The sequence below is a fragment of the Chromatium okenii genome (assembly GCF_002958735.1).
Lineage (GTDB): Bacteria > Pseudomonadota > Gammaproteobacteria > Chromatiales > Chromatiaceae > Chromatium > Chromatium okenii_A.
This window is the reverse complement of sequence record NZ_PPGH01000037.1, coordinates 272,171-296,345: the sequence shown is the minus strand read 5'-3', so window position 1 is coordinate 296,345 and position 24,175 is coordinate 272,171. Positions and strand designations below refer to the sequence as shown.

The following is a 24,175-nucleotide window of genomic DNA, read 5'->3' as shown; positions in this document are numbered from 1 at the left end:
GTAGCGCATGGGACTACTATCACCTGCGTTTTCCTTAGTATAGGTTGAACTATGATAAGTCAGATTAATTTTATTTATCGTGCTTGAAAACGCCAACAATAATGCTTTCAGAACATTTTTGTTGGTTTCTTTGTAATTAAATGTTTCAAAAATCCGAGTTGCGCCAACTGTTTTTTGCTAAATAAATCCTGTACAACCTTGACATCTGAACCTTTTGGTAACACAAAATCTTTAGGATACGCATAGTGCTTTAACGCCTTTTCAATGGCTTCCTCAGTTTTAGGTTCGCTCCAGATATGCCGTTTTAATTCGTTCAAAACTGCACTGTAAATCAATAAGATCAACTGGGCTGGTGAGCGCATCAATTAAAAAAGTAGACATTGGATTCAAATCTAAATGAATCGCTTGTCGATCTAACATCATGGCTTCAACGGCAGTCACACCGCTGCCGCCAAAAGGGTCTAAAACTACATCGCCAGCTTGTGAAAAATTAATATATTCATGAACGACGTTCCATGCTTGTTTGGTAAAATAACCATGTACACCGAAATGACGTTTCGCTGCCCGTTTTTTAACCACAATTTCTTCAATAACGGACGATCCAAATAATCAAACGGCGCACTTTTAACCGCTTTTTTCGGCGTGATATAAGTTAAAACCTTACCCGTTTGAAACGAACTCGGCGATAAATAAGCGGATAATTCTTCCCAATAGTGCGCAATTTTCGCTAGTTCAAAATATAAAATTGGCTCTGGCGTGTCTTGGCGAAATAAAGCAAATGCCCAGCCATTACATAACGCAAAAAACTTGCTGCGTACTTCAGGATGAATGCTATAAGAAAAAACTGTGCGACATGATCGCCAGATTGAATGTGTTGATGCGGTGCTTTGGCATCTAATACCCACGCGTGACTATTTTCGACTTTCAATAGATAATCAGGAATTAAGGTAATCGGACGTTTTTTGCTGCTTTTACTGCCAACTGTCAGAAAGGGATGTAATAAACTTTTGCTGCGGATAATCTGCGTTTGCCCATAACCGAGCTGCGTTAAAATGGGTAAAATCAATACTTCGCGTACACTGTCTTCTTTGAAATCTGGCGAATGCAATTGAGCAAAATCAAAATCTTGAAACAATTGATTATTCATAGAATTTCCAAATAAAACGACAATAACGTATTGCTCAAGAATTGGGTATTTGGCGCAGCGCCGCCCGAATGATCTCCTCAGTTGTATTCGTACCATCATCAACTGCTCGCGCCATGCGATTGGCATCGGGCGGACGATAACCCAGCGCCAGCAACGCACTGATTGCATCGTTAAGCGCCAGCTCCCGCGTATTCATCGCTGGCGCAGTATTCGCTGGAATCACGCCAGCACTCAGCCCAGCGAGCCGGTCGCGCATTTCCATGATGAGGCGCTGCGCGGTTTTCTTGCCGATGCCGGGAATGCGCATCAGCGCGGTCACGTCATCCTGCGCCACGCAGTGCGCAAATTGACCCGCGTCCATCGCGCCCAAAATCTCCAGCGCCAGCCGTGCGCCCACGCCGGTGACTTTCAGCAGTGCGCGAAACAGCAGCCGGTCGTGCGCGTGCAAAAAGCCATACAGCAAATGCGCGTCATCACGAACAACCAGATGCGTGATCAGCGTGAGTGGTTCGCCCAGCGCGGGCAACTGCGCAAATGCTGAGAGCGGCAGTTCCACTTCGTAACCAACACCGCTCACATCAAGCAGCAGTTGCGGTGGTTGGGTGGCGAGAAGATTGCCGCGCAGTTGCCCAATCATGTCGTCAGTTGCTCAATAACCAGCGTCTTGGCGGAAAGCGCGGAGATACGCCGCAAAGCGTTCGCCCAATTCAGGATGCGCCAGCCCGAATTCCACTGTGGCTTCCAAATAACCGAGCTTGCTGCCGCAGTCATAGCGTTTTCCTTCAAAGGGATACGCGATAATTGGCTCATCGGCGAGCAGATCAGAAATGCCATCGGTGAGCTGAATTTCGCCACCGCTGCCTTCGCCGATGTTTTCGAGTTTTTCAAAAATGCGCGGTGTCAATAAATAACGCCCGACCACGGCGAGATTTGATGGCGCATCGGCTGGCGCAGGTTTTTCCACGATGGAAACGACGCGCATCATGCCGTCTGCGCCCTTTTCCACCTGCACGATGCCGTATTTATGCGTTTCCTCGTGCGGCACTTCCTGCACACTCAACACGCTGCAACCGTGCTGCGCATACACATCGGCCATCTGTCCCACGACGCCCTTGCCGCTGGTGCGGATTAAGTCATCGGCGAGCAGCACAAAAAACGGCTCATTGCCAACGACCGGCTTGGCGCACAGCACTGCATGACCCAAACCCATTGCCTCGGCTTGGCGGACGTAAATGCACGATGCGAACTCCGGCAGCACATCGCGCACGATTTTTAGCAGCGCAGTTTTCCCTGCCTGCTCCAATTCTGCTTCCAATTCGTAAGCCTTATCAAAATGGTCTTCAATCGAACGTTTGCTGCGTCCGGTGATGAAAATCAATTGATCGACGCCAGCTTCTTCCGCCTCATCCGCAGCGTATTGAATCAACGGCTTATCAACAATCGGCAGCATTTCTTTAGGGCTGGCTTTGGTTGCCGGCAAGAAACGAGTGCCGAGACCGGCAACGGGAAATACTGCTTTGCGTACTTTAATCATTAAATCGTTCTCAAGTGAGTTAAAAATCAGATTTTGTTATCAAAATCAGCCAGTTCATGCTCAATTGCCGCCAGCGCCGCCAATGGCTCGGCAGCTTGCGTAATCGGTCGCCCAATCACCAAATAATCCGCACCCGCCGCCACTGCCTGCGCGGGCGTCATTATCCGCTGTTGATCGCCAATTGCTGCGCCAGCCGGGCGCACTCCCGGCGTCACCAGCAAAAATTCGCGTCCCAGCGCAGCGCGTACTGCCGCTGCTTCCAACGGCGAGCACACAATTCCATCCAATCCGGCCGCGTGACCGAGTTGCGCCAGCGCCAGCACTCGCTCGGCTGGCGCTCCGGGACAACCGAGCGCTGCCAAATCGTCTGCCGTCAAACTGGTCAGTACGGTGACGCCGATCAACAGCGGCGGCGGAGTTGCGCGGCGATCCAACTGTTCTCGTGCTGCGGCGAGCATTCGCGTTCCGCCGGAAATGTGCACGTTGACCATCCACACGCCGAGATCAGCGGCAGCGTCGCAGGCAGCGGCAACCGTGTTTGGGATGTCATGAAATTTGAGATCAAGGAACACGGCAAATCCGCGTCGATGCAGTTCCTCAATCAAATCAGGGCCGCAGCGGGTGAATAATTCCTTGCCGACTTTCAGCCGACAGCGGGCGGGATCGAGCTGATCGACCAGCGCCAGCGCCGGGGTTTTAGCTGCGAAATCAAGGGCAACGATGATGCGAGATGAAAAGGTCACGGGGGCGAGGATTCCGTTGAAGATGAAGATTCGGCAACAATTGCTTCCGGTTGCACCGGCACGACGGTTCCCCAGCATTTGCAACTGGGACAATGCCAATGCAGCGACCGCGCTTGAAAGCCGCAATGTTCGCATTGATACACCGGCTGCCGCGCCAGCAAAGTGCGCGTGACCGTTAGTGCGACTTGTAGCCGATGCTGGGTTTTGCGGTCAGCGCCGTCCTGCGCCTGTAACTCCAGCAAATGCTCCAGCACTGATAAATCAGCATATTGCGTGAGATAGGCAGTCATCAGATCAAGCGCGGCGGTATTGCCCCGCGTTTGCGCGACTACTTCGGCGAGACTGCGCATCAGCGGCGGGCTGGGATGACGATGTGCCAACGCCTCCAGCAGACTCAACACATCTTCGCGCCCCAGTTGCCGCAATGCTTCAATCAATTCCGGCAGAATTTCCGCAACATAAGTTGCGCCACGATCGGCGACGCGCAAAAACAGGGTCACTGCGCGTTGTGGATCGCCATCAGTCAACGCGGTGCGTCCTTCCAACATGGCAGCGCGAACACAGTTAGGATCAACCCGTTGCGCCAACATCAACTGCTGATGTGCGGTGTCGCGGTCGCCTTTGCGCTGGGCATCTTCGGCGAGTTCGCAGTGATAGTGCGCGATTTCAGTGGTCATTACTTGACCAGTGAGGACGCGCAGACGCTCGGCAACAGCAATGCAGCGGCTCCAATCGCGTTCGCGCTGGTAAATATCGCGCAGCGCGTGAAGGGCGCGTTGCCGATGCAAACCGCGATCGACCAATTCTTGAAACAGCTTTTCGGCGCGGTCGAGAAACCCAGCGCACATGTAATCCTGAGCGAGTTCAAAGAGCGCATAACCGCGCAGTTCGGTGCTGAGATGCGCCCGTTCGACGAGGTTTTGATGAATGCGAATAGCGCGATCTACTTCGCCACGTCGCCGAAACAGACTGCCGAGCGCCAGATGCGTTTCGACGGTTTCGCTATCGACTTCGGTGAGTTTGAGGAACATGTCAATCGCTTTATCTGGCTGCTCTTCCAGTAAGTAATTGAGACCGCGCAGAAAATCGGGATGCGCTGGACCGACGCGCTCAAACTTAGCACGAAGATCGCGCCGTGAAAGCCACCAACCTGATGCAGCGGCGATGGGCAGTAATAAAAAAAGTGTCTCGATCATGTCGGCAACTTCCAATCTTTGCACCGGACACACGCGGGACGCACCGCTAACGGTTGCGCGTATGGTTGAATCATACAGATTCACAACGCCGGACGGGTGTATTGGATGCGCCACCGCTAAAATCCACACACTACAGCGATTGAAAATTGCGCCATCGTCACCAATTCACTGACGGTTAAAGTGTTTGACCTAACTGTTATCAATCATTTGGAGTTTCAAGATGTTAGAAGATATTACTGGAAACCCAGTTCCTGCCGTCACCTTTCACACGCGCAGCGGTCACGAATGGGTTGAAGTGACGACCAATGACCTGTTTGCGGGCAAAACCGTCATTGTGTTCTCGCTGCCCGGCGCATTCACGCCAACTTGTTCCTCGTCGCATGTGCCGCGTTATAACCAATTGCTGCCGGTATTTAAACAGCATGGCGTGGACGACATTATCTGCATTTCAGTCAATGATACGTTTGTGATGAATGAATGGCAGAAAACGCAACATGCCGAAGGTCTGACGTTTATTCCTGATGGCAATGGCGAATTCAGCGAAGGCATGGGCATGTTGGTCGATAAAGATGCCATTGGTTTCGGCAAGCGGTCATGGCGCTATTCGATGCTGGTGCGCGATGGCGTGATTGCCAAGATGTTTATTGAACCGGATGTTGACGGCGATCCCTACGGTGTTTCCGATGCCGATACGATGTTGGAATATCTTGCGCCAGACGCGCCCAAGCCATTGAGTGTGACCGTAATGACGCGCCCCGGTTGCCCATTCTGTGCGAAGGCAAAAGCGGCATTGAAAGATGCTGGCATTGCGTATGAAGAACTGTTGCTCAACCGCGATTACACGGATTTAACGTTACGCGCAGTGGCGAATGCAACTTCGGTTCCACAAATCTTTATTGATGGGCAATTGATCGGCGGTTCCGACAAATTGGAAGAATGGTTAACTGCTCGCGGTTAACGCTTAAAATCTGCGCAGTCGCTCTATTCGACAGGCGATTGAAAAGTTGAAATACGGGGGCGCAATGCCCCCGTTTTGCTGTGTGGAATAATGGTTTATGAATGCGCATCATGAAGAGCTTTTTTTGTGTCTGCAACGGCGCAAATCGCGCCGTTTTCTGTTTCTAAATTGCGCAATCTATTCGACACTAGCAGCGTCGTTTTCACTCACATCCAGAGCAATCCATGCGCAACGCTGAACTCTCATCTTCTCCACCAACGTTTTGGCACAACGTGTTAACCGCCACGCTGACTTCACCGTGGCTGCTGTTGCTCGTTGTAGCGTTGAGTTTTTTCTGGCAACTCGGCGCAGTGCCGCTGTATGACCTTGACGAAGGCGCGTTTACCGAAGCCACCCGCGAAATGCTTGATACCGGCAACATCATCACGCCGCACCGCGACGGCGAACCGCGTTACGACAAGCCGGTGCTGATTTACTGGCTGCAAGCGGTATCAACCCAAGCATTTGGTTTTAATGAATTTGCGCTGCGTTTGCCGTCGGCACTAGCCGCGAGTTTATGGGTGCTGGCGCTGTGGGGATTTGTGCGCAAACGGCTTGACGCACCAACTGCCGTGGTTGCCGGATTGACGCTGGTGCTGGCGCTGCAAGTGTCGCTGATTGCCAAAGCTGCCGTCGCTGACGCGCTACTTAACCTGTTAATCGCGCTCACTTTCTTTGAGATTTACCGCTATTTTTTAGAACCCGACGCGCCAGCGAATCGGCGTTATTTATTGCAAGCGTATTTGTGGATGGCGCTGGGATTTTTAACCAAAGGCCCGGTTGCAGTATTTTTTCCATTGGTGGTGAGTCTGTTATTTGCGCTGTCAACGCTGCGCTGGCAAATGATTTTGCAGTGGTTAAAAGCGGTTTTTTATCCGCTGGGCTGGGTGATTTTTCTATTGGTTGCTGGTCCTTGGTATCTGGCGATTTATTTAGAAGACGGCGTGGGTTTTTTCCAGAGCTTTTTCCTGCATCACAATCTCGGTCGTTTTGATGCGCCAATTCATAATCACAGCGGTTTCCCCGGCTATTATTTGGTCATGCTGCCGCTGATGTTATTACCATTTAGCGGCTGGTTTCTCAATCTGTTCAAAACATTAAATACAGCATGGTCAGACCTGCTCGAACGCTTTTTATGGATATGGTTTATCACAGTATTCGTGTTCTTTTCTTTTTCAGCAACGCAATTGCCGCATTACCTGTTATATGGCGCAGTGCCGCTGTTTATTTTAATGGCAAAACATCGCGCAGTATTAACGAATCGCTGGCTCGCATTTATTCCACCGCTTGCACTTTTTGCATTCTTAGTGGCGCTGCCACTATTGCTTGATGCCGCAATTCATATCGCGTATGGCATCGCCACCAGTCCCTCGGCAGATGTGCGCGAACTGTTGACGCTGCAACCGCACACCGCCGCGCTGCTCGGCGCGAGTCGGCAAGTGCTTGATGTGCATTATGGAATCGCTGCACTCGCCGGGCTGCTGCTCACCGTGGCGCTGCTGCGCTGGTCAACGCCGCCGCTGTGGCAACGGCTAATTTTTGCGGGACTGGTGCAAACGGTGGTGGTTTACGGATTCGTGGTGCCCCGAGTGTTTGAGGTGTTGCAAGCGCCGGTCAAGGAAGCAGCGTTAATCGCCAAACAGCTTGATTTACCGACTGTTTCCTATCGCACTTCGCTGCCGAGTTTCAGCGTGTACCGCGACGCCATCACGCCCCAGCGTCCGCCGCAAGCTGGTGATTTGGTGCTGCTGCGTTTGGACAAATTGCCGCTGTTGATCCGCGATCATCCTGATTTACAACAGGAAATGGTTTATCAACGCGGCGCAGTGGCGCTGGTGCGGCTGCGGTGAACAACGTTCGTGCTTGGCGGGAACGAGTCGCTACAGCGCCGCCATCCACCTTACCGGGAGCGCGTTGGCTGCTCGGTTTCGCGCTGATCTGCGCCAGCATCGCCGTCAGTCTCTGGCTCAGTGGCGGTTATCACGCTGGCTTTTTAACCGTCAACAGTTGGGCAGCGAGTTATCCGGCGTGGTGCTGGCAATGGCTCACGGTGCTGGGTGATGAGCGCGTCGCCGTCATTTTAACGCTTTTATTTTCATGGCGTTATCCGCGTTTACTGTGGAGTTTGGTGCTGGCAGCAATCCTCGGCGCACTCTACAGCCGAGGTCTGAAAGAACTGGTTGATGCTGCTCGCCCGCCCGCCGTACTCGCCAGCGATGCGTTCAATCTCATCGGTTCGATTCATCGCCGCGCCAGCTTTCCCTCCGGTCACAGCGTCACGGCAGCCGTGTTGTGCGGCGTGTTCATCGCCCACGCTCGCCTCAGCGAATGGCGCATTCTGCTGTTGCTGATCGCGGTGTTGATCGGCATGAGCCGCATCGCCGTCGGTGTGCATTGGCCGGTTGATGTCGCAGCGGGATTGCTGGGCGGAACGCTGGCCGCGTGGTTGGGCTGTTGGCTGGCGCAACGCTGGCCGCAACCGGCAAGCTGGCTCGCGGTGCATTTCAGCGTTGCCGGAATTGCCACGCTCTGCGCGATCAACTTATTCATCAACGATTGCGGCTACCCACAAGCCGCGCCATTTCTGCACTTTATTGCTCTCAGCGCCCTCATCGGCGGTTTCAGCCAATTTTTCGCATTTTCAAAGAGATAATCATGCGTCTGTCCGATATTGACCAACTGTTTACTCCCAGCGCCGTCGCCGTATTTGGCGCCAGCGACAGCGCCGGCTCCATCGGCGGAATGGTGTTTCGCAACCTGCTCGCCGGTGATTTCCACGGCGCGAGTTACGCGATCAATCCGAAATACGAGCAGGTCGCCGATCAACCCTGTTATCCGAATCTAAAAGCGTTGGATAAACAAATTGATTTGGCGCTCATCGCCGCGCCCGCCGAAGCGGTTCCGGCAATTCTCGATCAATGCGGCGGTTACGGCGTCAAGGTTGCTGTCGTGCATTCCGCTGGGTTTGGCGAGCACGGCGAGCGCGGCGTCTTTCTTCAGGAAAAAATGGTGGAAGCAGCGCGGCGCAATGGGATTCGCGCACTCGGCCCGAACTGTCTCGGCGTGATGCGTCCGCAGCACGGGCTGAATGCCAGCGTCGGGCAGGATTTGCCGCATCAGGGCAACGTCGCGCTGGTGTCGCAATCGGGCGCGATTTGCACCGCGATGATCGACTGGTCGGAGCGGCGAAAAGTGGGATTTTCCGCCGTCGTGTCGCTGGGCGCAGCGGCGGATGTCGATTTTGGCGACATTCTTGATTACCTCGCGCTCGACACTCAGACCCAGTGCATTTTGTTGTATGTCGAAGGCGTGCGTCATGCGCGGCATTTTATGAGCGGATTGCGGGCGGCAGCGCGGCTCAAACCGGTGATTGTGGTGAAAGCTGGGCGGCATCCCGCTGGCACTCGCGCCATCAAATCGCACACTGGCGGTTTTGTCGGTTCGCCGGACGTATTTCGCGCCGTCACCGAGCGGGCGGGCGTGGTGCAGGTTTCCGATTTAGATCAACTGTTTGCGGCAGCGCAAGTTTTTGGAACACGGCGACGGCTGGCGGGAGATCGCATTGCCATCATCACCAACGGCGGCGGACCGGGCGTGTTGGCAGCGGATCGCATGGTGGAATTGGGTTTGACGCTGGCGCAGTTCAGCGATGCGACGCGGCAGACGCTGGAGCAGGGTTTACCCGGCTATTGGTCGCACGGCAATCCGGTTGACATCATTGGCGACGCGCCACCGGAACGGTATCGGCTGGCGCTGGATGCCTGTCTCGCCGACAGCGAAGTGGACGGCGTGTTGTGCATTCTCGCGCCGCTGGTGTTCGGCGATCCGATCACCACTGCGAACCAAATTATTGACGCCGCACACGGCAGCCGCAAGCCGGTGCTCGCGTGTTGGATGGGCGGGAAGCGCGTCGCCGAGGCGCAGGCGCTGCTGGCCGAACATGACGTGCCGCAATTCGACAGCCCGGAAGCAGCGGCGGAAGCGTTTTCCTTTCTCGCCACCCATCACCGCAATCAGAAATTGCTGATGCAGTCGCCGGCGCCGTTGTCGCACGAAGACCCGCCGGATGTGGAAGGAGCGCGGTTGATTATCGAGGGCGTGATGGCGGAGGGGCGCAAAACGCTGGGCACAGTCGAAGCGAAGGCGATTCTGGCAGCGTTTCGGATTCCGACCATGCAGGCGATTGTGACGCGCACCCCGAATGAGGCGCTGATGGCCGCCGAAGTGCTGGGTTTTCCCGTGGTGATGAAAATCAATTCGCCTGATTTAGAACACAAATCGGATGTAGACGGCGTGCGACTGAATATCGACGACGCACTGTCGGTGCGGCGCATCTTCACCGAAATCGTAGATCGTGCACGGCGACTGCGCCCGGATGCGCGGTTGGAAGGCATCACCGTTGAGCACATGGCGTCCACGCGAGCAGCGCGGGAAATGATGATCGGCGTGTTCCGCGACAAGATTTTTGGGCCTGTCATCAGCTTCGGCGCGGGCGGAACCAAGGTGGAAGTGCTGGAAGATCGGGCGCTGGGTTTGCCACCGCTCAACGCTTTCATCATCGAAACCATGATTGACCACACCCGCATCGTGCGGCTGATGGGCGCGTTTCAGCACATGCCACCGATGAACCGGCTGGCGCTGGCCAAGATTCTCCAGCGCGTTTCGGAAATGGTGTGCGAGCTGCCGGAAATCATTCGCATGGACATCAACCCATTGATTGGCAACGATAAAAACGTGATTGCCGTCGATGCGCGAATTCATGTTGATTATCGCCCGCCGCAGCAGACGATGTATGGACACATGGCGATTCATCCGTATCCGAGTCATTTAATTGAACGGGTGCAATTGCCTGATGGGAAGGATTTAGTGATTCGTCCGATTCGCCCGGAAGATGCCGAATTGGAGCAGGAATTTGTGCGCAGTTTATCGGAGCAAACGAAATACTTTCGGTTTATGCAAACGATTAAAGAGTTATCGCCAGAAATGCTGGTGCGCTTTACACAAATTGATTACGACCGTGAAATGGCGTTAATTGGCGTGGTGGAGCAAGAGGAGCATGAAGTTGAGGTTGGAGTGGCGCGATATATGTCGCGTCCGGGTGGTGAGGATTGCGAATTTGCAATTGTGGTTTCAGATAGTTGGCGCAATTTGGGAATTGGAGCGCGGTTAATGCGTTCGCTGATGCAAAATGCGCGGTCGCGGGGTTTTCGCGTGATGGACGGTGAAGTATTAACAGCGAATACGCGAATGCTGGCGCTGGTGAAATCGCTGGGTTTTCGGATTGAAAGCGATCCGCAGGATTTGGCGATTAAGTTGGTGAGCAAGGTATTATAACTCGTCGCTTGCGAAATGATCGCAATGAAATTTTGTTGATCAATTCGAAAATAGTCTAAAATTGCTGCATCAACATCGTTGGCTGTATAACATCCTCAACACCATCGGAGGCTCATCATGTTTGCATCCCGTGCCCACGCTGTTCTTATCACTGATGCGCAACTTCAAGACCTCGATCAACTGCTTGCTGGTTTGGATGCAGACGTTGAGCCTTGGCTCGTTGCATCCAATCAAGACGCAATGCCATTGATTTTCAAAGCGTTGGCGCATCCGGATTTAACCCAACTACACCTGCTCGCACATGGCGCACCTGGTGAAATTCGACTTGGTGAGCGAGCACTAACTGCTGCCGATTTCCGCCAGTATCTCAACGGCGCTGCCATGCGTGATTTATCAATTAATTTCTGGTCGTGTCATACCGGCGCGGGTGAAATGGGTACTGAATTTACTCACGCGGTGGCGGCAGCAACCGGAGCGCGGGTGTTAGCGGCAGAGGGATTGATTGGAGCAGCGAATAAACAGGGCTCTTGGGAATTGAACGGCATTACTGCGCCGTTTAGTGAGACGGCGCGAGCGGGTTATGCGAATGTACTTGCCGTCCGAGATCGCTTCGAGGACAACGACACGGCAGCAACTGCAACCAACCTCGGCACCATCACCAGTACGCGAACCGAAACCGGACTCAGCATCGAAACAAATGATCCTGACTGGTTCCAGTTCACGCTAGGTTCCACCGGCACTTCCGCTTCCAATGTTGCAATTGATTTCAGCAACGCATTGGGAGACTTAGATATTTTTCTTTATGATGCTGCTGGGAATGCACTTCAGGGTACTTATGGCAGTAATGATCACGAGCAGATTAGTTTGTCTGGTCTTGCGGCTGGTAGTTATTTGATCAAGGTACGCGATTGGACATCTTTAGATGGTGGAGAAAACCCTAATTACACGTTAACCCTGATTGGTTCAGGCGAAGTTTCTCCGACAGTTTCTTATCCAACGCTTGATTATATGCCAGATTTGACCTCTTCCCAGATGTCGGGAGCTCGTTCACTAACATTTGCCCCCTATACGTCTACATCTTGGGACAGCAAAGCTGGTGCTTACGGCAGTGAGAGTGGTGCAAGTTCACACTCAATTTACACAATAACTGCCACTGCGGGTCAAGTTTATGATTTGTATTCAGTGAGCTATTTTGACCCATATAGCCTTACTGTTTATGACAGTCTTGGTAATGCCATCGTAACAAATGCGGAATCGGATGACCCTGCTGATTATAATTTGGGCGATGCTTATTATGGAGTCGACTGGCTCAATGACTGGACTGCGCCTTATTCGGGTACTTACTACGTTGATGCGAGTTGGCATCAAGGGAGTTACTTCACTTTTTACGACTTGATGATTTATAAAAACAAGTCAACAACAGTATTACCAACGCTTTCACTGTCATCGCTCAGTCCTTCCTCGGTTTCCGAAGGCAACAGCGGTTCCACATCAATGATGGTCAACGTCACTCGCACTGGTGATCTCAGCAGCACCTCAAGTGCAAGTTGGTCAGTGGTGGGTGCTGCCGCTACTGCCTCTGATTTTCTCAGCGGCGTATTGCCAACGGGTACCGTGAATTTTGCTGCTGGTCAAGCGAGTGCCACCGCCACAATTAATATCGCTGGCGACACTACAATCGAGTCAGATGAAAATTTTACTGTAACGCTATCCAATCCTGTTAGTGCGACACTGGACATCAGTAGTGCAACTGGAACAATTGTCAATGATGATGTTTCTCCTCCAGTTCCCTATCCAACACTTGATTATATTCCTGATTTAAAATCTTCTCAGATGTATGAGGCAGACCTTTTAGCTTTTTTGCCCGTTACATCATCTGTATATTACGACATGGAGGCATATGACTATGGTCTTACTAGCAACGCTAGTTTGCATTCACTTTATCAGTTTAATGCTACCACTGGAGTTCTTTACGATATTTACTCCATCAGCTATTTAGATCCCACGGAGTTGACCATTTATGATCAATTCGGTAACGCCATTGCGATAAATAACGAATCGGACGACCCTGATAATTCTACTTTGAGTTGGGTAGACGATGGTGGTAGTTACAGTTTTGACGCAATTTGGGAGTGGTCAGCACCTTACTCAGGGACTTTTTATGTTGATTCTGGTTGGAATCAGGGCAGCTTTTTCACTTACTGGGACGTGAGTGTTTACCGAAATAAATCGACAACACCATCGCTTCCAACGCTTTCACTGTCATCACTCACTCCAACCTCGATTTCTGAAGGCAACAGCGGCTACACTCCCATCACTTTTACCGTCAACCGTGACGGTGATTTGAGCGGCACGTCCCGCGTATTTTTCGCGGTAACTGGCACCGGTACGAACCCAGTGAATGCTGCCGATTTTCGTGATGGTGTTCTGCCTTCGGACTGGATTGACTTTGACTCTGGAGCGGTGAGTGCCACTATCACCAGCTATGTCGTGGCGGGTGATACCACGCCGGAGCCGAATGAAAACTTCACCGTGACGTTGAGTAGTCCCACTGGTGCCACGCTGGGAACCAGCACTAGCGTAATTGGTACGATTACCAACGATGATAGTTTGCCCTTACCCACAATTTCGTTATCACCATTAAGTCCTTCAATTATAACGGAAGGCCATAGCGGCTACACTCCCGTGAATATCGTCGTGACACGCGGCGGTGATCTTAGCAGCACATCTTCTGCAACTTGGACTGTAGTCGGCACGGGCGTGGCTCCTGTCACTGCCGATGATTTTGGCGGCTTCCTGCCTTCGGGCATCATTAGCTTGGCTGCTGGAGTGGCAACTGCTACCGTTTCCATCAATATCCTTGGTGATACCACAGTTGAATCGAATGAAGATTTTACTGTGATGCTGTCAAATCCTAGCGGCGCAACGCTGATTCCTAACACAGTAACGGGCACGATCACTAATGACGATGTGATTTTACCCACGCTTTCGTTGGCGTCGTTAACTCCGTCGATTATTATGGAAGGGAATAGCGGCTTTACGCCCATGACTGTCACTATCACCCGCAGCGGCGATTTATCGGGAACATCTGCTGCAAATTGGTCAGTTATAGGTGCGGGCGCTACTGCTGATGATTTCATCGGCGGTGTTTTGCCTTCAGGCACCATTTCTTTTCCTGCTTGGCAAGCAACGACTACCGCAACAATCAATATCTTTGGCGATACCCTCGTTGAATCCAACGAAAATTTCAGTGTAGTGCTGGCTGCTCCAGTCGGTGCAACGCTGGGAACCAGCACAAGCGCGATGGGAACGATCAATAATGATGACACCTTGCCCACGATAAATGTTGCGCCAGTGTATGCTATTACTGAAGGCAATAGCGGTTCTACCACAGTGAATGTCACCGTTAATCGAACGGGCGATTTATCAACTGCCTCCAGTGCGAATTGGTCAGTTGCCGGAAGCGGTACTACTCCAGCGATTGGTGCTGATTTCACCGGCGGCGTATTACCGACGGGAACGGTGAACTTTGCTGCTGGGATAGCCACTGCCAGCATTGCCATTAACGTTGCTGGTGATACGGTATTTGAGCAGAATGAAAACTTTACTGTGAGCTTGAATACGCCCGTGAATGCAACGCTGGGCGCTAGTGTGAATACTACGGGCACGATCAATAATGATGACACCTTGCCTGTGCTAAATGTTGCGCCAGTGTTAGCTATTACTGAAGGCAATAGCGGTTCTACCGCCGTGAATATCACCGTTAATCGAACGGGCGATTTATCCACTGCCTCCAGTACGAATTGGTCAGTCGCAGGTAGTGGCACTAATCCGGTGATTGGCGCAGATTTCACGGGTGGCGTATTGCCGACGGGAACAGTGAACTTTGCTGCTGGAGTAGCAACCGCCACCATTGCCATTAACGTTGCTGGCGATACAACATTTGAGCCGAATGAAGATTTCACTGTGAGCTTGAATACACCCGTGAATGCAACACTGGACGCCAGTGTGAATACTACGGGCACGATCAATAATGATGACACCTTGCCTGTGCTAAATGTTGCGCCAGTGTTAGCTATTACTGAAGGCAATAGCGGTTCTACCGCCGTGAATGTCACCGTTAATCGAACGGGCGATTTATCCACTGCTTCTAGTGCAAATTGGTCAGTCGCAGGTAGTGGCACTAATCCGGTGATTGGTGCGGATTTCATGGGTGGTGTATTGCCGATGGGCACGGTGAATTTTGCTGCTGGATTGGCAACCGCCACCATTGCCATTAACGTTGCTGGCGATACAACATTTGAGCCGAATGAAGATTTCACTGTGAGCTTGAATACACCCGTGAATGCAACACTGGACGCCAGTGTGAATACTACGGGCACGATCAATAATGATGACACCTTGCCTGTGCTAAATGTTGCGCCAGTGTTAGCTATTACTGAAGGCAATAGCGGTTCTACCGCCGTGAATGTCACCGTTAATCGAACGGGCGATTTATCAACTGCCTCCAGTGCGAATTGGTCAGTTGCCGGAAGCGGTACTAATCCAGCGATTGGTGCTGATTTCACCGGCGGCGTATTACCGACGGGTATGGTGAATTTTGCTGCTGGGATAGCCACTGCCAGCATTGCCATTAACGTTGCTGGTGATACGGTATTTGAGCAGAATGAAAACTTTACTGTAAGCTTGAATACGCCCGTGAATGCAACGCTGGGCAGCAGTGTGAATACTACGGGCACGATCAATAATGATGACACCTTGCCTGTGCTAAATGTTGCGCCAGTGTTAGCTATTACTGAAGGCAATAGCGGTTCTACCGCCGTGAATATCACTGTTAATAGAACAGGTGATTTATCCACTGCCTCCAGTGCGAATTGGTCAGTCGCAGGTAGTGGCACTAATCCGGTGATTGGCGCAGATTTCACGGGTGGCGTATTGCCGACGGGAACAGTGAACTTTGCTGCTGGAGTGGCAACCGCTACCATTGCCATTAACGTCGCTGGTGATACGTTATTTGAGCAGAACGAAAACTTTACCGTAAGCTTGAATACGCCCGTGAATGCGACTCTGGGAACCAGCACAAGCGCAATGGGAACAATCAATAATGATGATTCAATCGCTATTGTTGGCACGAGTAACAACGATCGTTTAAAAGGAACTATTAAGAGCGACCAACTTGATGGTTTGGCAGGCGACGATTACTTTTTTGGTCTTGGTGGTAATGACACTCTTAATGGTGGTGCGGGCAATGATACGATGCGAGGTGGAACTGGTCTTGATAGTATGATTGGCGGGGATGGCAATGATCTCTACTATGTTGAAGAAATTGGAGATATTGTTGTTGAAACAGCAACGGGTGGAATTGATACTGTCAACAGCAGCCTCAATAATTATATGCTCAACGCGGCAGTTGAAAATGGGCGCATTTCTATTCCCGGAACTGCTAGTATTACCGGTAACGATCTGGATAATATATTGTTTGCTGGAGTTGGAAATAACACCATTGATGGTGGCACAGGTACAGATACGGTAGTTTATTCCGCTCTGAAAACTAGTGTTGGTTCAACACTGGGAGTGAAAGTGAATCTGATGAACACTGCCATTCAAATAACTGGCAGTTCTGGAAGTGATTTATTGCTCTCAATTGAGAATCTCACTGGCTCGAACAAAAACGACACTCTTGGTGGCAACAGTGCGGCGAACGTATTAAATGGCGGGCTAGGAAACGACATCCTTACTGGCGGCGCAGGGAAAGACGTGTTTGTTTTTGATACTGCTTTGAATAGAAACGTCGATCAGATTAAGGATTTTAGTGTCGTTGATGATACGATCCAGCTTGAAAATTCAGTGTTCAAACAGCTTTCCAGTACCGGATCACTAAAGGCAAGTTATTTCGTGAAGAATACGACCGGAAAAGCTAATGATACCGATGATTTCATCATTTATGATACCGACAGCGGAGCATTATTTTATGACGCAGATGGATCAGGAGCGGGCGCAGCAGTGCAGTTTGCAATTGTTAGCATTGGCGTAGTGTTAACGGCAGCGGATTTCATCGTGAGTTAACGCGATTTAGGTGCGTATTAAAGAATGCGCACCTGTTCATTAAATCAATATCACGTCATATTGCTCTTTTGTATACAGCGCCTCTGCTTTCAGTCGAATATCTATAAAATTAGCATCATAAATTAGGTTGCCAACAGTGGTGCGATTGCGTTGGTAAAATCGCTGGGTTTTCGGATTGAAAGCGATCCGCAGGATTTGGCGATTAAGTTGGTGAGTAAGGTGTTATAAAGCGTTCTAATCCATAACACAGTCAATCGTCGAGAACACACCGCGATGATTGATTGTTTTTGTTGTTAAATAAACTTAAAATGAATACACAGCAACTGCCTTTATTTTCCGTACCTGATCGTCAAGAACATCCCGCTTTTCTCACCACGCAGCTCATCACTTACCTCGGCAATAAACGCGCATTACTGCCGTTTATTGGTGCTGCCTTTTGCACTATTCAACAGCGGATCGGTCAATCACAGCTTTCTATTGTGGATATGTTTTCAGGGACTGGAATTGTTGCGCGTTATTGCAAACAATTCGCCTCTCATTTATACGTTAACGATTTAGAAGCCTACAGCGCCATCACCAACCGCTGCTATCTTTCCAATACGTCAGCAGTGAATCATACGCAACTGAATAAACTATTCCACGAACTTCACGCAACGATTCATGCTAACTTCAGCCCCGGTTTAATTACTGAGCTTTATTCGCCGCATGATGAAAACGATATTAAAACTAACGACCGCGTTTTTTATACACGCCGCAACGCAATCTATTTAGATACAGCCCGGCGTTGTATTGCACAACTGCCCGAATCAGAGCAATGTTATTTTTTAGCACCGCTGCTCGCGCAGGCTTCCGTTCACGCCAACACATCGGGCATATTCAAAGGTTTTTATAAAAATAAGCAGGGTATTGGTCAATACGGCGGCACTGGTAAAGATGCACTCACACGCATTCTCGGCGACATTGAAATTCAATTGCCATACTTTTCCAATTTTGAATGCGATTACACTGTTTATCAAGAAGATGCCAATCAATTGGTAGATACAATGCCGGCAGTGGATGTTGCTTATTTTGATCCGCCATACAATCAACATCCGTATGGCTCCAACTATTTCATGCTGAATTTGTTGGTGGATTATCAGCGTCCAGTTGCAATGAGTAAGGTTTCCGGTATTCCGACAAATTGGAACCGTTCGCAATATAATCAGCGAGCAGCAGCAGAATCTGCGTTATTCGAGTTAATTGCGAAATGCCCAGCGCGGTTTGTATTGATTTCGTATAATTCTGAGGGATTTATTAAACATGATGTCTTTCTAAAACAGCTTGCTGCGTTGGGAAAATACACAGTTTGCGAAGTGCAATACAATACTTTTCGCGGTAGTCGCAATCTATGTCATCGCGCTTTACATGTTAAAGAGTATTTGTATTTGTTGGAAAAACATTCACGTTATTCTTAAAATAACCGTAGGTTGGGTTGCTGCTGTTGGCAACCCAACAACTTACGCCGACATCACGACGATTGAATTATCATTGCACAAACGAGGTTGTTTTTTCATGTTTTGCAGTTGGGTTGACTGCATCAACCCAACCTACGATTACTATCAATCATTCCCATTCAATTGTGCCCGGCGGCTTTCCGGTAATATCATAAACTACCCGCGATACACCCGGCACTTCATTCACAATACGCCGACAGACTAAATCAAGAAACTCATACGGCAAATGCGCCCAGCGTGCCGTCATAAAATCAATTGTTTCAACTGCGCGTAACGCAATAACATGCGCGTATTGACGATTGTCACCCACCACACCAACTGAGCGCACGGGTAAAAACACAGCGAATGCTTGTGAAACCTGATCGTATAAATCAGCGCGGCGCAATTCTTCAATGAAAATGTAATCGGCACGGCGCAGTGTTTCAGCATCTTCTCTGTGCACTTCACCAAGAATCCGCACACCGAGACCAGGACCCGGAAATGGATGGCGATAGACCATTTCCGCTGGCAATCCCAATTCAATCCCAATGCGCCGTACTTCATCTTTGAATAATTCGCGCAGCGGCTCTACCAGTTTAAGCCGCATGTGCTCCGGCAATCCGCCAACGTTGTGATGCGATTTAATCACTTTTGCTTTACCGCTTTTAGCGCCAGCAGATTCAATCACATCCGGGTAAATTGTGCCCTGCGCCAACCAATTCACTGCATTGATTTTATTCGCTTCTATATCGAAGACTTCAATAAAAGTATTGCCGATGATTTTGCGTTTTTGCTCTGGGTCACTCACACCCTGCAACCGGTCTAAAAATAGCGCCTCAGCATCAACACGAATGACCGTTACGCCCATGTGTCGCGCAAAGGTTGCCATCACTTGATCGCCTTCACCTAAACGCAACAATCCATTATCAACAAAGACGCAAATCAATTGTTCACCAATAGCGCGATGCAATAATGCTGCAACCACACTGGAATCAACGCCGCCAGATAAACCAAGCAATACTTTATCATTGCCAACCTGAGCACGAATTGTATTGATGCTATCCGCAATGATATTGTCTGGTGTCCATAGTCTCCCGCAGCAGCAAATCTCGTGCACAAACCGCTCAATAATACGTTGACCTTGACGGGTATGCGTCACTTCTGGATGAAATTGCAAGCCATAAAAACGCCGCATTTCATCGGCAATTCCCGCAAGTGGTGCATTTGGCGTTTCGGCAATTACAATAAAACCTGGTGGCAACGTTTCCACCCGGTCGCCGTGACTCATCCACACATCCAATAGACCAAACCCATCGACGCTGGCGTGATCTTCGATATTACGCAATAGCCGTGAATGACCTCGCGCTCGCACTTGTGCATAACCGTATTCGCGGTGCGTTGCCGAAATAACCGTACCGCCTAATTGCGCAGTCATGGTTTGTAAACCATAACAAATACCCAATACCGGAACGCCTAATTCAAATACTAGCGAATTAGCACGCGGCGTATCAGTTTCATGCACCGATTGCGGACCACCAGAGAGAATAATTCCACTCGGTGCGAACTCGCGGATTGCAGTAGCATTCATATCATACGGATGCAATTCACAATACACGCCAGCTTCACGTACTCGGCGAGCAATCAATTGGGTATATTGGGAACCAAAATCGAGAATTAAAATACGGTCAGCGTGAATGTTGTTCATGGTTTTTAGTTTTTTCAATAGTTCATTAGGGTTGTGATGGCAAAACGTTATTTTCAATCAATTCACGCAACCGGTATAGCGCCTCCAGCGCCTCGCGGGGCGTTAATTGATTCGGATCAAGATCGCGCAATGCCGCGTATACCGGATGTTCTGGTAATAGTGGCGCAGATTCAGATTCTAAACGCGGCGCAAATAACGACAATTGCCCGCGCTCCAATTCAACATGATGCCGCGCTGTTGCTTCCAATTCACGCAAGCGCGTTCGTGCTCGCGCAATCACTGCTTTAGGCACTCCGGCAAGTGCAGCAACCGCTAATCCATAACTTTGATTCGCTGCGCCATGATGAACGCGATGTAAAAATACAATTGAATGCCCGTGTTCCACTGCATCTAAATGTACATTTGCAATGCCGGGATATTCATCTGGCAATGCGGTTAATTCAAAATAATGCGTTGAAAATAGGCTAAATGCACCAATTCGTGTTGCTAATTCTACTGCACATGCCCACGCCAATGATAACCCATCAAAGGTACTCGTACCGCGTCCAATTTCATCCATTAAAATCAAACTCTGCGCAGTTGCATTATTTAAGATATTTGCAGTTTCTTCCATTTCAACCATGAATGTAGAACGTCCACCAGCCAAATCATCGGATGCACCAATCCGCGAGAAAATCCGATCCACTGTGCCAATAATTGCGGTTTGTGCAGGAACGAAACTGCCGCTGTATGCTAATAATACAATTAACGCTGTTTGGCGCATGTAAGTTGAGTTGTGACTGACGAAACCATTTGCAATATAAGCCTGTTCTTGTGTCACACTTAAATCAAACACTTCGGCATCTTGTGCAGTTAAATTAACAATTTTATCATAAAAATAGTTGTTTTTATAAAGGACTTCCAGCTCTAAGCAAGGGATATTATTAGCATGGCAATACTCGATTAGTGCCGCGAGTGTTTGATATGAAATGTTAGCTTTTTTAGGCAAAAAAGTATAAAAAATACTGGCAATTTTTTTGTTCTTTTTTAATGACTGTGCTTTATGCTTGTTAGCAACAATTCTATTTTGAATTTCTTTTAAAATTGTGTGTAGGCACGGTATACCATAGTTAGGATGGCGTATGGTAGATGCTAACGCTGCCCGTTCCCTTTTTCGAGTCAAGCGAAACCCTACCTGCTGATGAAAAAGAATCGCATTTTCACCATCAATGCAAATAATCCAATTTGGATGACAAACTGTTTTTTTCATTCTCAACGCAGCAACGATACCAAAATTTAACAACACCAGCTGTACCTGCGTTGCCATTCGATAAGAAGATGTAGAGAGTTCAACGTTGCCATAACGATTTTCTACTGTTCCATCTATATCAAATAAGCCTTGCAGAAAAGCGATGATGATTTCCTTTGGTGCAATCAAAATACTCTCTGGAATTTTTTTATGCAGCGACTTAACATAATCCAAACCTAGTTGCGCAAAAAATGTTCTGATTTGCAAACTGCAAAGTCGATACCGATATTTCGGCGTTTCAACGACAGTATAATGAAATAAATCTGCACAAATTTTCGTAAAGGCGTGTGTAATTTCAGCATCAACATTTGTGAAATCCAGATAATTTTTATAAGTCAATGAACCATCGCCAACCAGTAAACCCATTAAATAAGCTAAATCAACACTCAATCTTTTTGGCAGCGGATATTGTTTTTTGAGATTGCGAATCTTGGGTAACGCAGGAATAGCAACGGTATTGCCCCATAAGTCGATATGACGATCAATAACGACGATTTCGTTGCCCTGTAACTCACCCAAACAACACCACTGTTCATCGCCATTTTCAGTTTTAATCCGTATTCTATGCTCGGCAGTTCCTTCTAAACTAAAACCATATCCAGTGGTGATTTTGATGGTTTTTTGAATTCCGCCAGAATAAAAATGGGTGGCAGTTTGTTGCGTGTGTAAACTTTTAACAACAATTTTTTCCGATAAGGGTGCAAACTCATGCGCCGCTGAACAATGCGGTTTTAATGCTGCGAGTGAAATCAATCCTTGTGAAGTAAAAATTAAGGTGTTAGCAGCTAAACATTTTCCTCCCATATTCGGTCCGGTAACAATCAGCATTCGTTGCGTATCATCTAAACGCAAATCATTGGCTACAAATGGATTGTCAATCACACGTTCCACGACGGGATGCCGCCCATCATTAATTTCAATGCGCATCGCAGCAGTGAGTTCTGGGCAATGCCAATTGAGTATTGCGGCGCGTTCGGCAAAATTAGCGAGTACATCAAGCTGGGCAATGGCAGCAGCAGTAATTTGTAATTCCGGCAATACGGTTGTTAATTGCACCAGCAATTGTTCATACAACATTTTTTCCCGCGCCAGCGCCCGTTCGCGGCTACTTAATACCTTATCTTCAAATGCTTTTAATTCTGGCGTGATATAGCGTTCGGTGCCTTTAAGCGTTTGGCGGCGCACATAATCAATTGGCACTTGTTCTGCTTTGGCGCGACCCAATTCAATATAATAACCGTGAACGCGGTTATAACCGACTTTAAGACTCACTAAACCGGTGCGCTCACGTTCGCGGCGTTCCAAATCTAATAAAAAACGGTCGGCATTATTAGATAATTCGCGCAATTCATCCAATTCGGCATCGTAGCCCGGCGCAATGACGCCACCATCACGAATTAACAGCGGCGGTTGTTCAAGAATTGCCTGCGTTAATAACAAATGAATTGCGGGATAATTGCTGATTTCAATTGCCAATTGCGCCAGCAGCGGATCGTCCCAAGTCGCCAATTGCTCGCCCAGCGGCGGCAATAGCGCCAGCGAATCGCGTAAACCAGCGAGATCTCGCGGTCGCGCCGTGCCCAACGCAATTCGTGCCAGAATTCGCTCTAAATCACTGATTCTACGCAAATTACTGTGTAATTCGGTCAGGGTCTGCTCGACAGCCAGCAGCGTGGTCAACGCCTGATGACGTTGGCGCACTGCGTCTTGATCGCGCAGCGGGCGATGGAGCCAGCGCCGCAATAACCGGCTGCCCATCGCAGTGGCGGTGCGATCCAGAATGCTCGCCAGCGTGTGCGCGTTGTGTCCGCTCAGGCTCTCGGTTAATTCCAAATTGCGCCGCGTCGCTGCATCTAAAATTAGTGCGTCGTCGCGTTGTTCCGTGGTCAGACCGCGCAAATGCGGCAGCGCAGCAAATTGGGTGTCGCGGACGTATTGCAGCAAACAGCCCGCCGCACCGATCGCCAGCCGCAATTCGGCGCAGCCAAAACCGGTGAGATCGCGGGTTCCGAATTGCGCACACAGCAGCCGCTCGCCGCTGTCGGAGTCGAAATGCCACGACGGACGCCGCGTGATGCCGCGCTCCAGTTGCAGCTCGGTCGGCAACCGGCTGTTTTCATCAAGCAGAATTTCCGCTGGTTGCAGCCGCTCCAATTCACTGGTCAACGCCTCGCTGCTGGCGAGTTCGAGCACCGCAAACCGTCCGCTGGATAATTCCAGAAATGCCAGCCCAAAGCCTTGTTTTCCCTCAGCAATTGCTGCCAGCAAATTCTCGCGGCGTTCCTCCAGCAGCGCCTCATCGGTCAGTGTGCCGGGCGTAACGACGCGAGTGACGCGCCGCTCCATCGGGCCTTTGCCGGCAATCGGATCGCCAACTTGTTCGCAAATCGCCGCCGAAACGCCCTTGCGCACCAGTTTGGCGAGATAACTTTCCAGCGCGTGATAGGGCACGCCCGCCATCGGAATCGCTCGCCCAGCGGATTGCCCGCGTTTGGTCAACGTAATATCCAGCAACTGCGCCGCTCGCTCGGCATCCTCAAAAAACAATTCATAAAAATCGCCCATGCGATAAAACAGCAGCAACTGCGGATATTCAGCTTTGAGCCGCAAATAGTGCTGCATCACCGGCGTGTGCGCAGCGAGCGAATCAGCATCAGGAAAAGGTAGAGAAGGGCGTTTCATTCGCAGTTAAA

At 50.0% G+C, this 24,175-nt stretch carries 14 protein-coding genes; 6 read left to right on the top strand and 8 right to left on the bottom strand.

Features of this window, described 5'->3' with window-relative positions; all coding sequences use genetic code 11:
- Positions 1–279 precede the first annotated feature (279 nt).
- The 6 genes from CXB77_RS20395 to lapB all read right to left on the bottom strand — a co-directional run bounded on the left by CXB77_RS20395 (position 280) and on the right by lapB (position 4,620).
- On the bottom strand, positions 280–579 hold the full coding sequence (locus CXB77_RS20395; RefSeq protein ID WP_242445707.1) for a DNA methyltransferase: 300 nt from the start codon (positions 577–579) through the stop codon (positions 280–282).
- A 148-nt stretch (positions 580–727) separates the two neighbouring features.
- Positions 728–1,147: a type I restriction enzyme HsdR N-terminal domain-containing protein gene (locus CXB77_RS20390; RefSeq protein WP_197711062.1), complete on the bottom strand. Its 420-nt coding sequence runs from the start codon at positions 1,145–1,147 to the stop codon at positions 728–730.
- 34 nt (positions 1,148–1,181) lie between these two features.
- Entirely contained in the window at positions 1,182–1,784 is a 603-nt protein-coding gene (gene ruvA / locus CXB77_RS13195) for a Holliday junction branch migration protein RuvA (protein WP_105074273.1), read from the bottom strand.
- A 12-nt stretch (positions 1,785–1,796) separates the two neighbouring features.
- The gene (gene galU / locus CXB77_RS13190) at positions 1,797–2,681 is read right to left on the bottom strand and encodes a UTP--glucose-1-phosphate uridylyltransferase GalU (RefSeq protein WP_105074272.1); all 885 of its coding nucleotides are present in this window, start codon (positions 2,679–2,681) and stop codon (positions 1,797–1,799) included.
- Positions 2,682–2,707: 26 nt separating this feature from the next.
- Positions 2,708–3,424: an orotidine-5'-phosphate decarboxylase gene (gene pyrF, locus CXB77_RS13185; protein WP_242445706.1), complete on the bottom strand. Its 717-nt coding sequence runs from the start codon at positions 3,422–3,424 to the stop codon at positions 2,708–2,710.
- On the bottom strand, positions 3,421–4,620 hold the full coding sequence (lapB, locus tag CXB77_RS13180) for a lipopolysaccharide assembly protein LapB (RefSeq protein ID WP_105074761.1): 1,200 nt from the start codon (positions 4,618–4,620) through the stop codon (positions 3,421–3,423). Before lapB ends, pyrF begins: the two co-directional genes overlap by 4 nt.
- A 220-nt stretch (positions 4,621–4,840) precedes the next feature.
- On the opposite strand from lapB, the gene CXB77_RS13175 reads away from it, so the two are divergent.
- From CXB77_RS13175 to CXB77_RS13150, 6 genes are all read left to right on the top strand, one after another.
- Positions 4,841–5,578: a glutathione peroxidase gene (locus CXB77_RS13175; protein WP_105074270.1), complete on the top strand. Its 738-nt coding sequence runs from the start codon at positions 4,841–4,843 to the stop codon at positions 5,576–5,578.
- 224 nt (positions 5,579–5,802) lie between these two features.
- On the top strand, positions 5,803–7,467 hold the full coding sequence (locus CXB77_RS13170; RefSeq protein WP_105074269.1) for an ArnT family glycosyltransferase: 1,665 nt from the start codon (positions 5,803–5,805) through the stop codon (positions 7,465–7,467).
- Positions 7,464–8,270 carry a phosphatase PAP2 family protein gene (locus CXB77_RS13165; RefSeq protein WP_105074268.1) on the top strand — a complete coding sequence of 269 codons (807 nt, stop codon included), beginning with the start codon at positions 7,464–7,466 and terminating at the stop codon, positions 8,268–8,270. The genes CXB77_RS13170 and CXB77_RS13165 overlap by 4 nt, the downstream gene beginning before the upstream one ends.
- A 2-nt stretch (positions 8,271–8,272) precedes the next feature.
- Positions 8,273–10,951 (top strand): bifunctional acetate--CoA ligase family protein/GNAT family N-acetyltransferase, encoded by a 2,679-nt coding sequence (locus CXB77_RS13160; protein WP_105074267.1) that lies wholly within the window; start codon positions 8,273–8,275, stop codon positions 10,949–10,951.
- Between the two features lie 117 nt (positions 10,952–11,068).
- The gene (locus tag CXB77_RS13155) at positions 11,069–17,017 is read left to right on the top strand and encodes a Calx-beta domain-containing protein (protein WP_105074266.1); all 5,949 of its coding nucleotides are present in this window, start codon (positions 11,069–11,071) and stop codon (positions 17,015–17,017) included.
- A 308-nt stretch (positions 17,018–17,325) separates the two neighbouring features.
- The gene (locus tag CXB77_RS13150; protein ID WP_105074760.1) at positions 17,326–18,471 is read left to right on the top strand and encodes a DNA adenine methylase; all 1,146 of its coding nucleotides are present in this window, start codon (positions 17,326–17,328) and stop codon (positions 18,469–18,471) included.
- Positions 18,472–18,619: 148 nt separating this feature from the next.
- Here the strand turns inward: CXB77_RS13150 and guaA are convergent, their stop codons facing one another.
- Both guaA and mutS read right to left on the bottom strand, forming a co-directional pair.
- A complete protein-coding gene (guaA, locus tag CXB77_RS13145; protein ID WP_105074265.1) occupies positions 18,620–20,194 on the bottom strand; it encodes a glutamine-hydrolyzing GMP synthase in 1,575 nt (524 codons plus the stop codon).
- Positions 20,195–20,219: 25 nt separating this feature from the next.
- Positions 20,220–24,164 carry a DNA mismatch repair protein MutS gene (mutS, locus tag CXB77_RS19815; protein ID WP_172452666.1) on the bottom strand — a complete coding sequence of 1,315 codons (3,945 nt, stop codon included), beginning with the start codon at positions 24,162–24,164 and terminating at the stop codon, positions 20,220–20,222.
- Between the last annotated feature and the right edge of the window lie 11 nt (positions 24,165–24,175).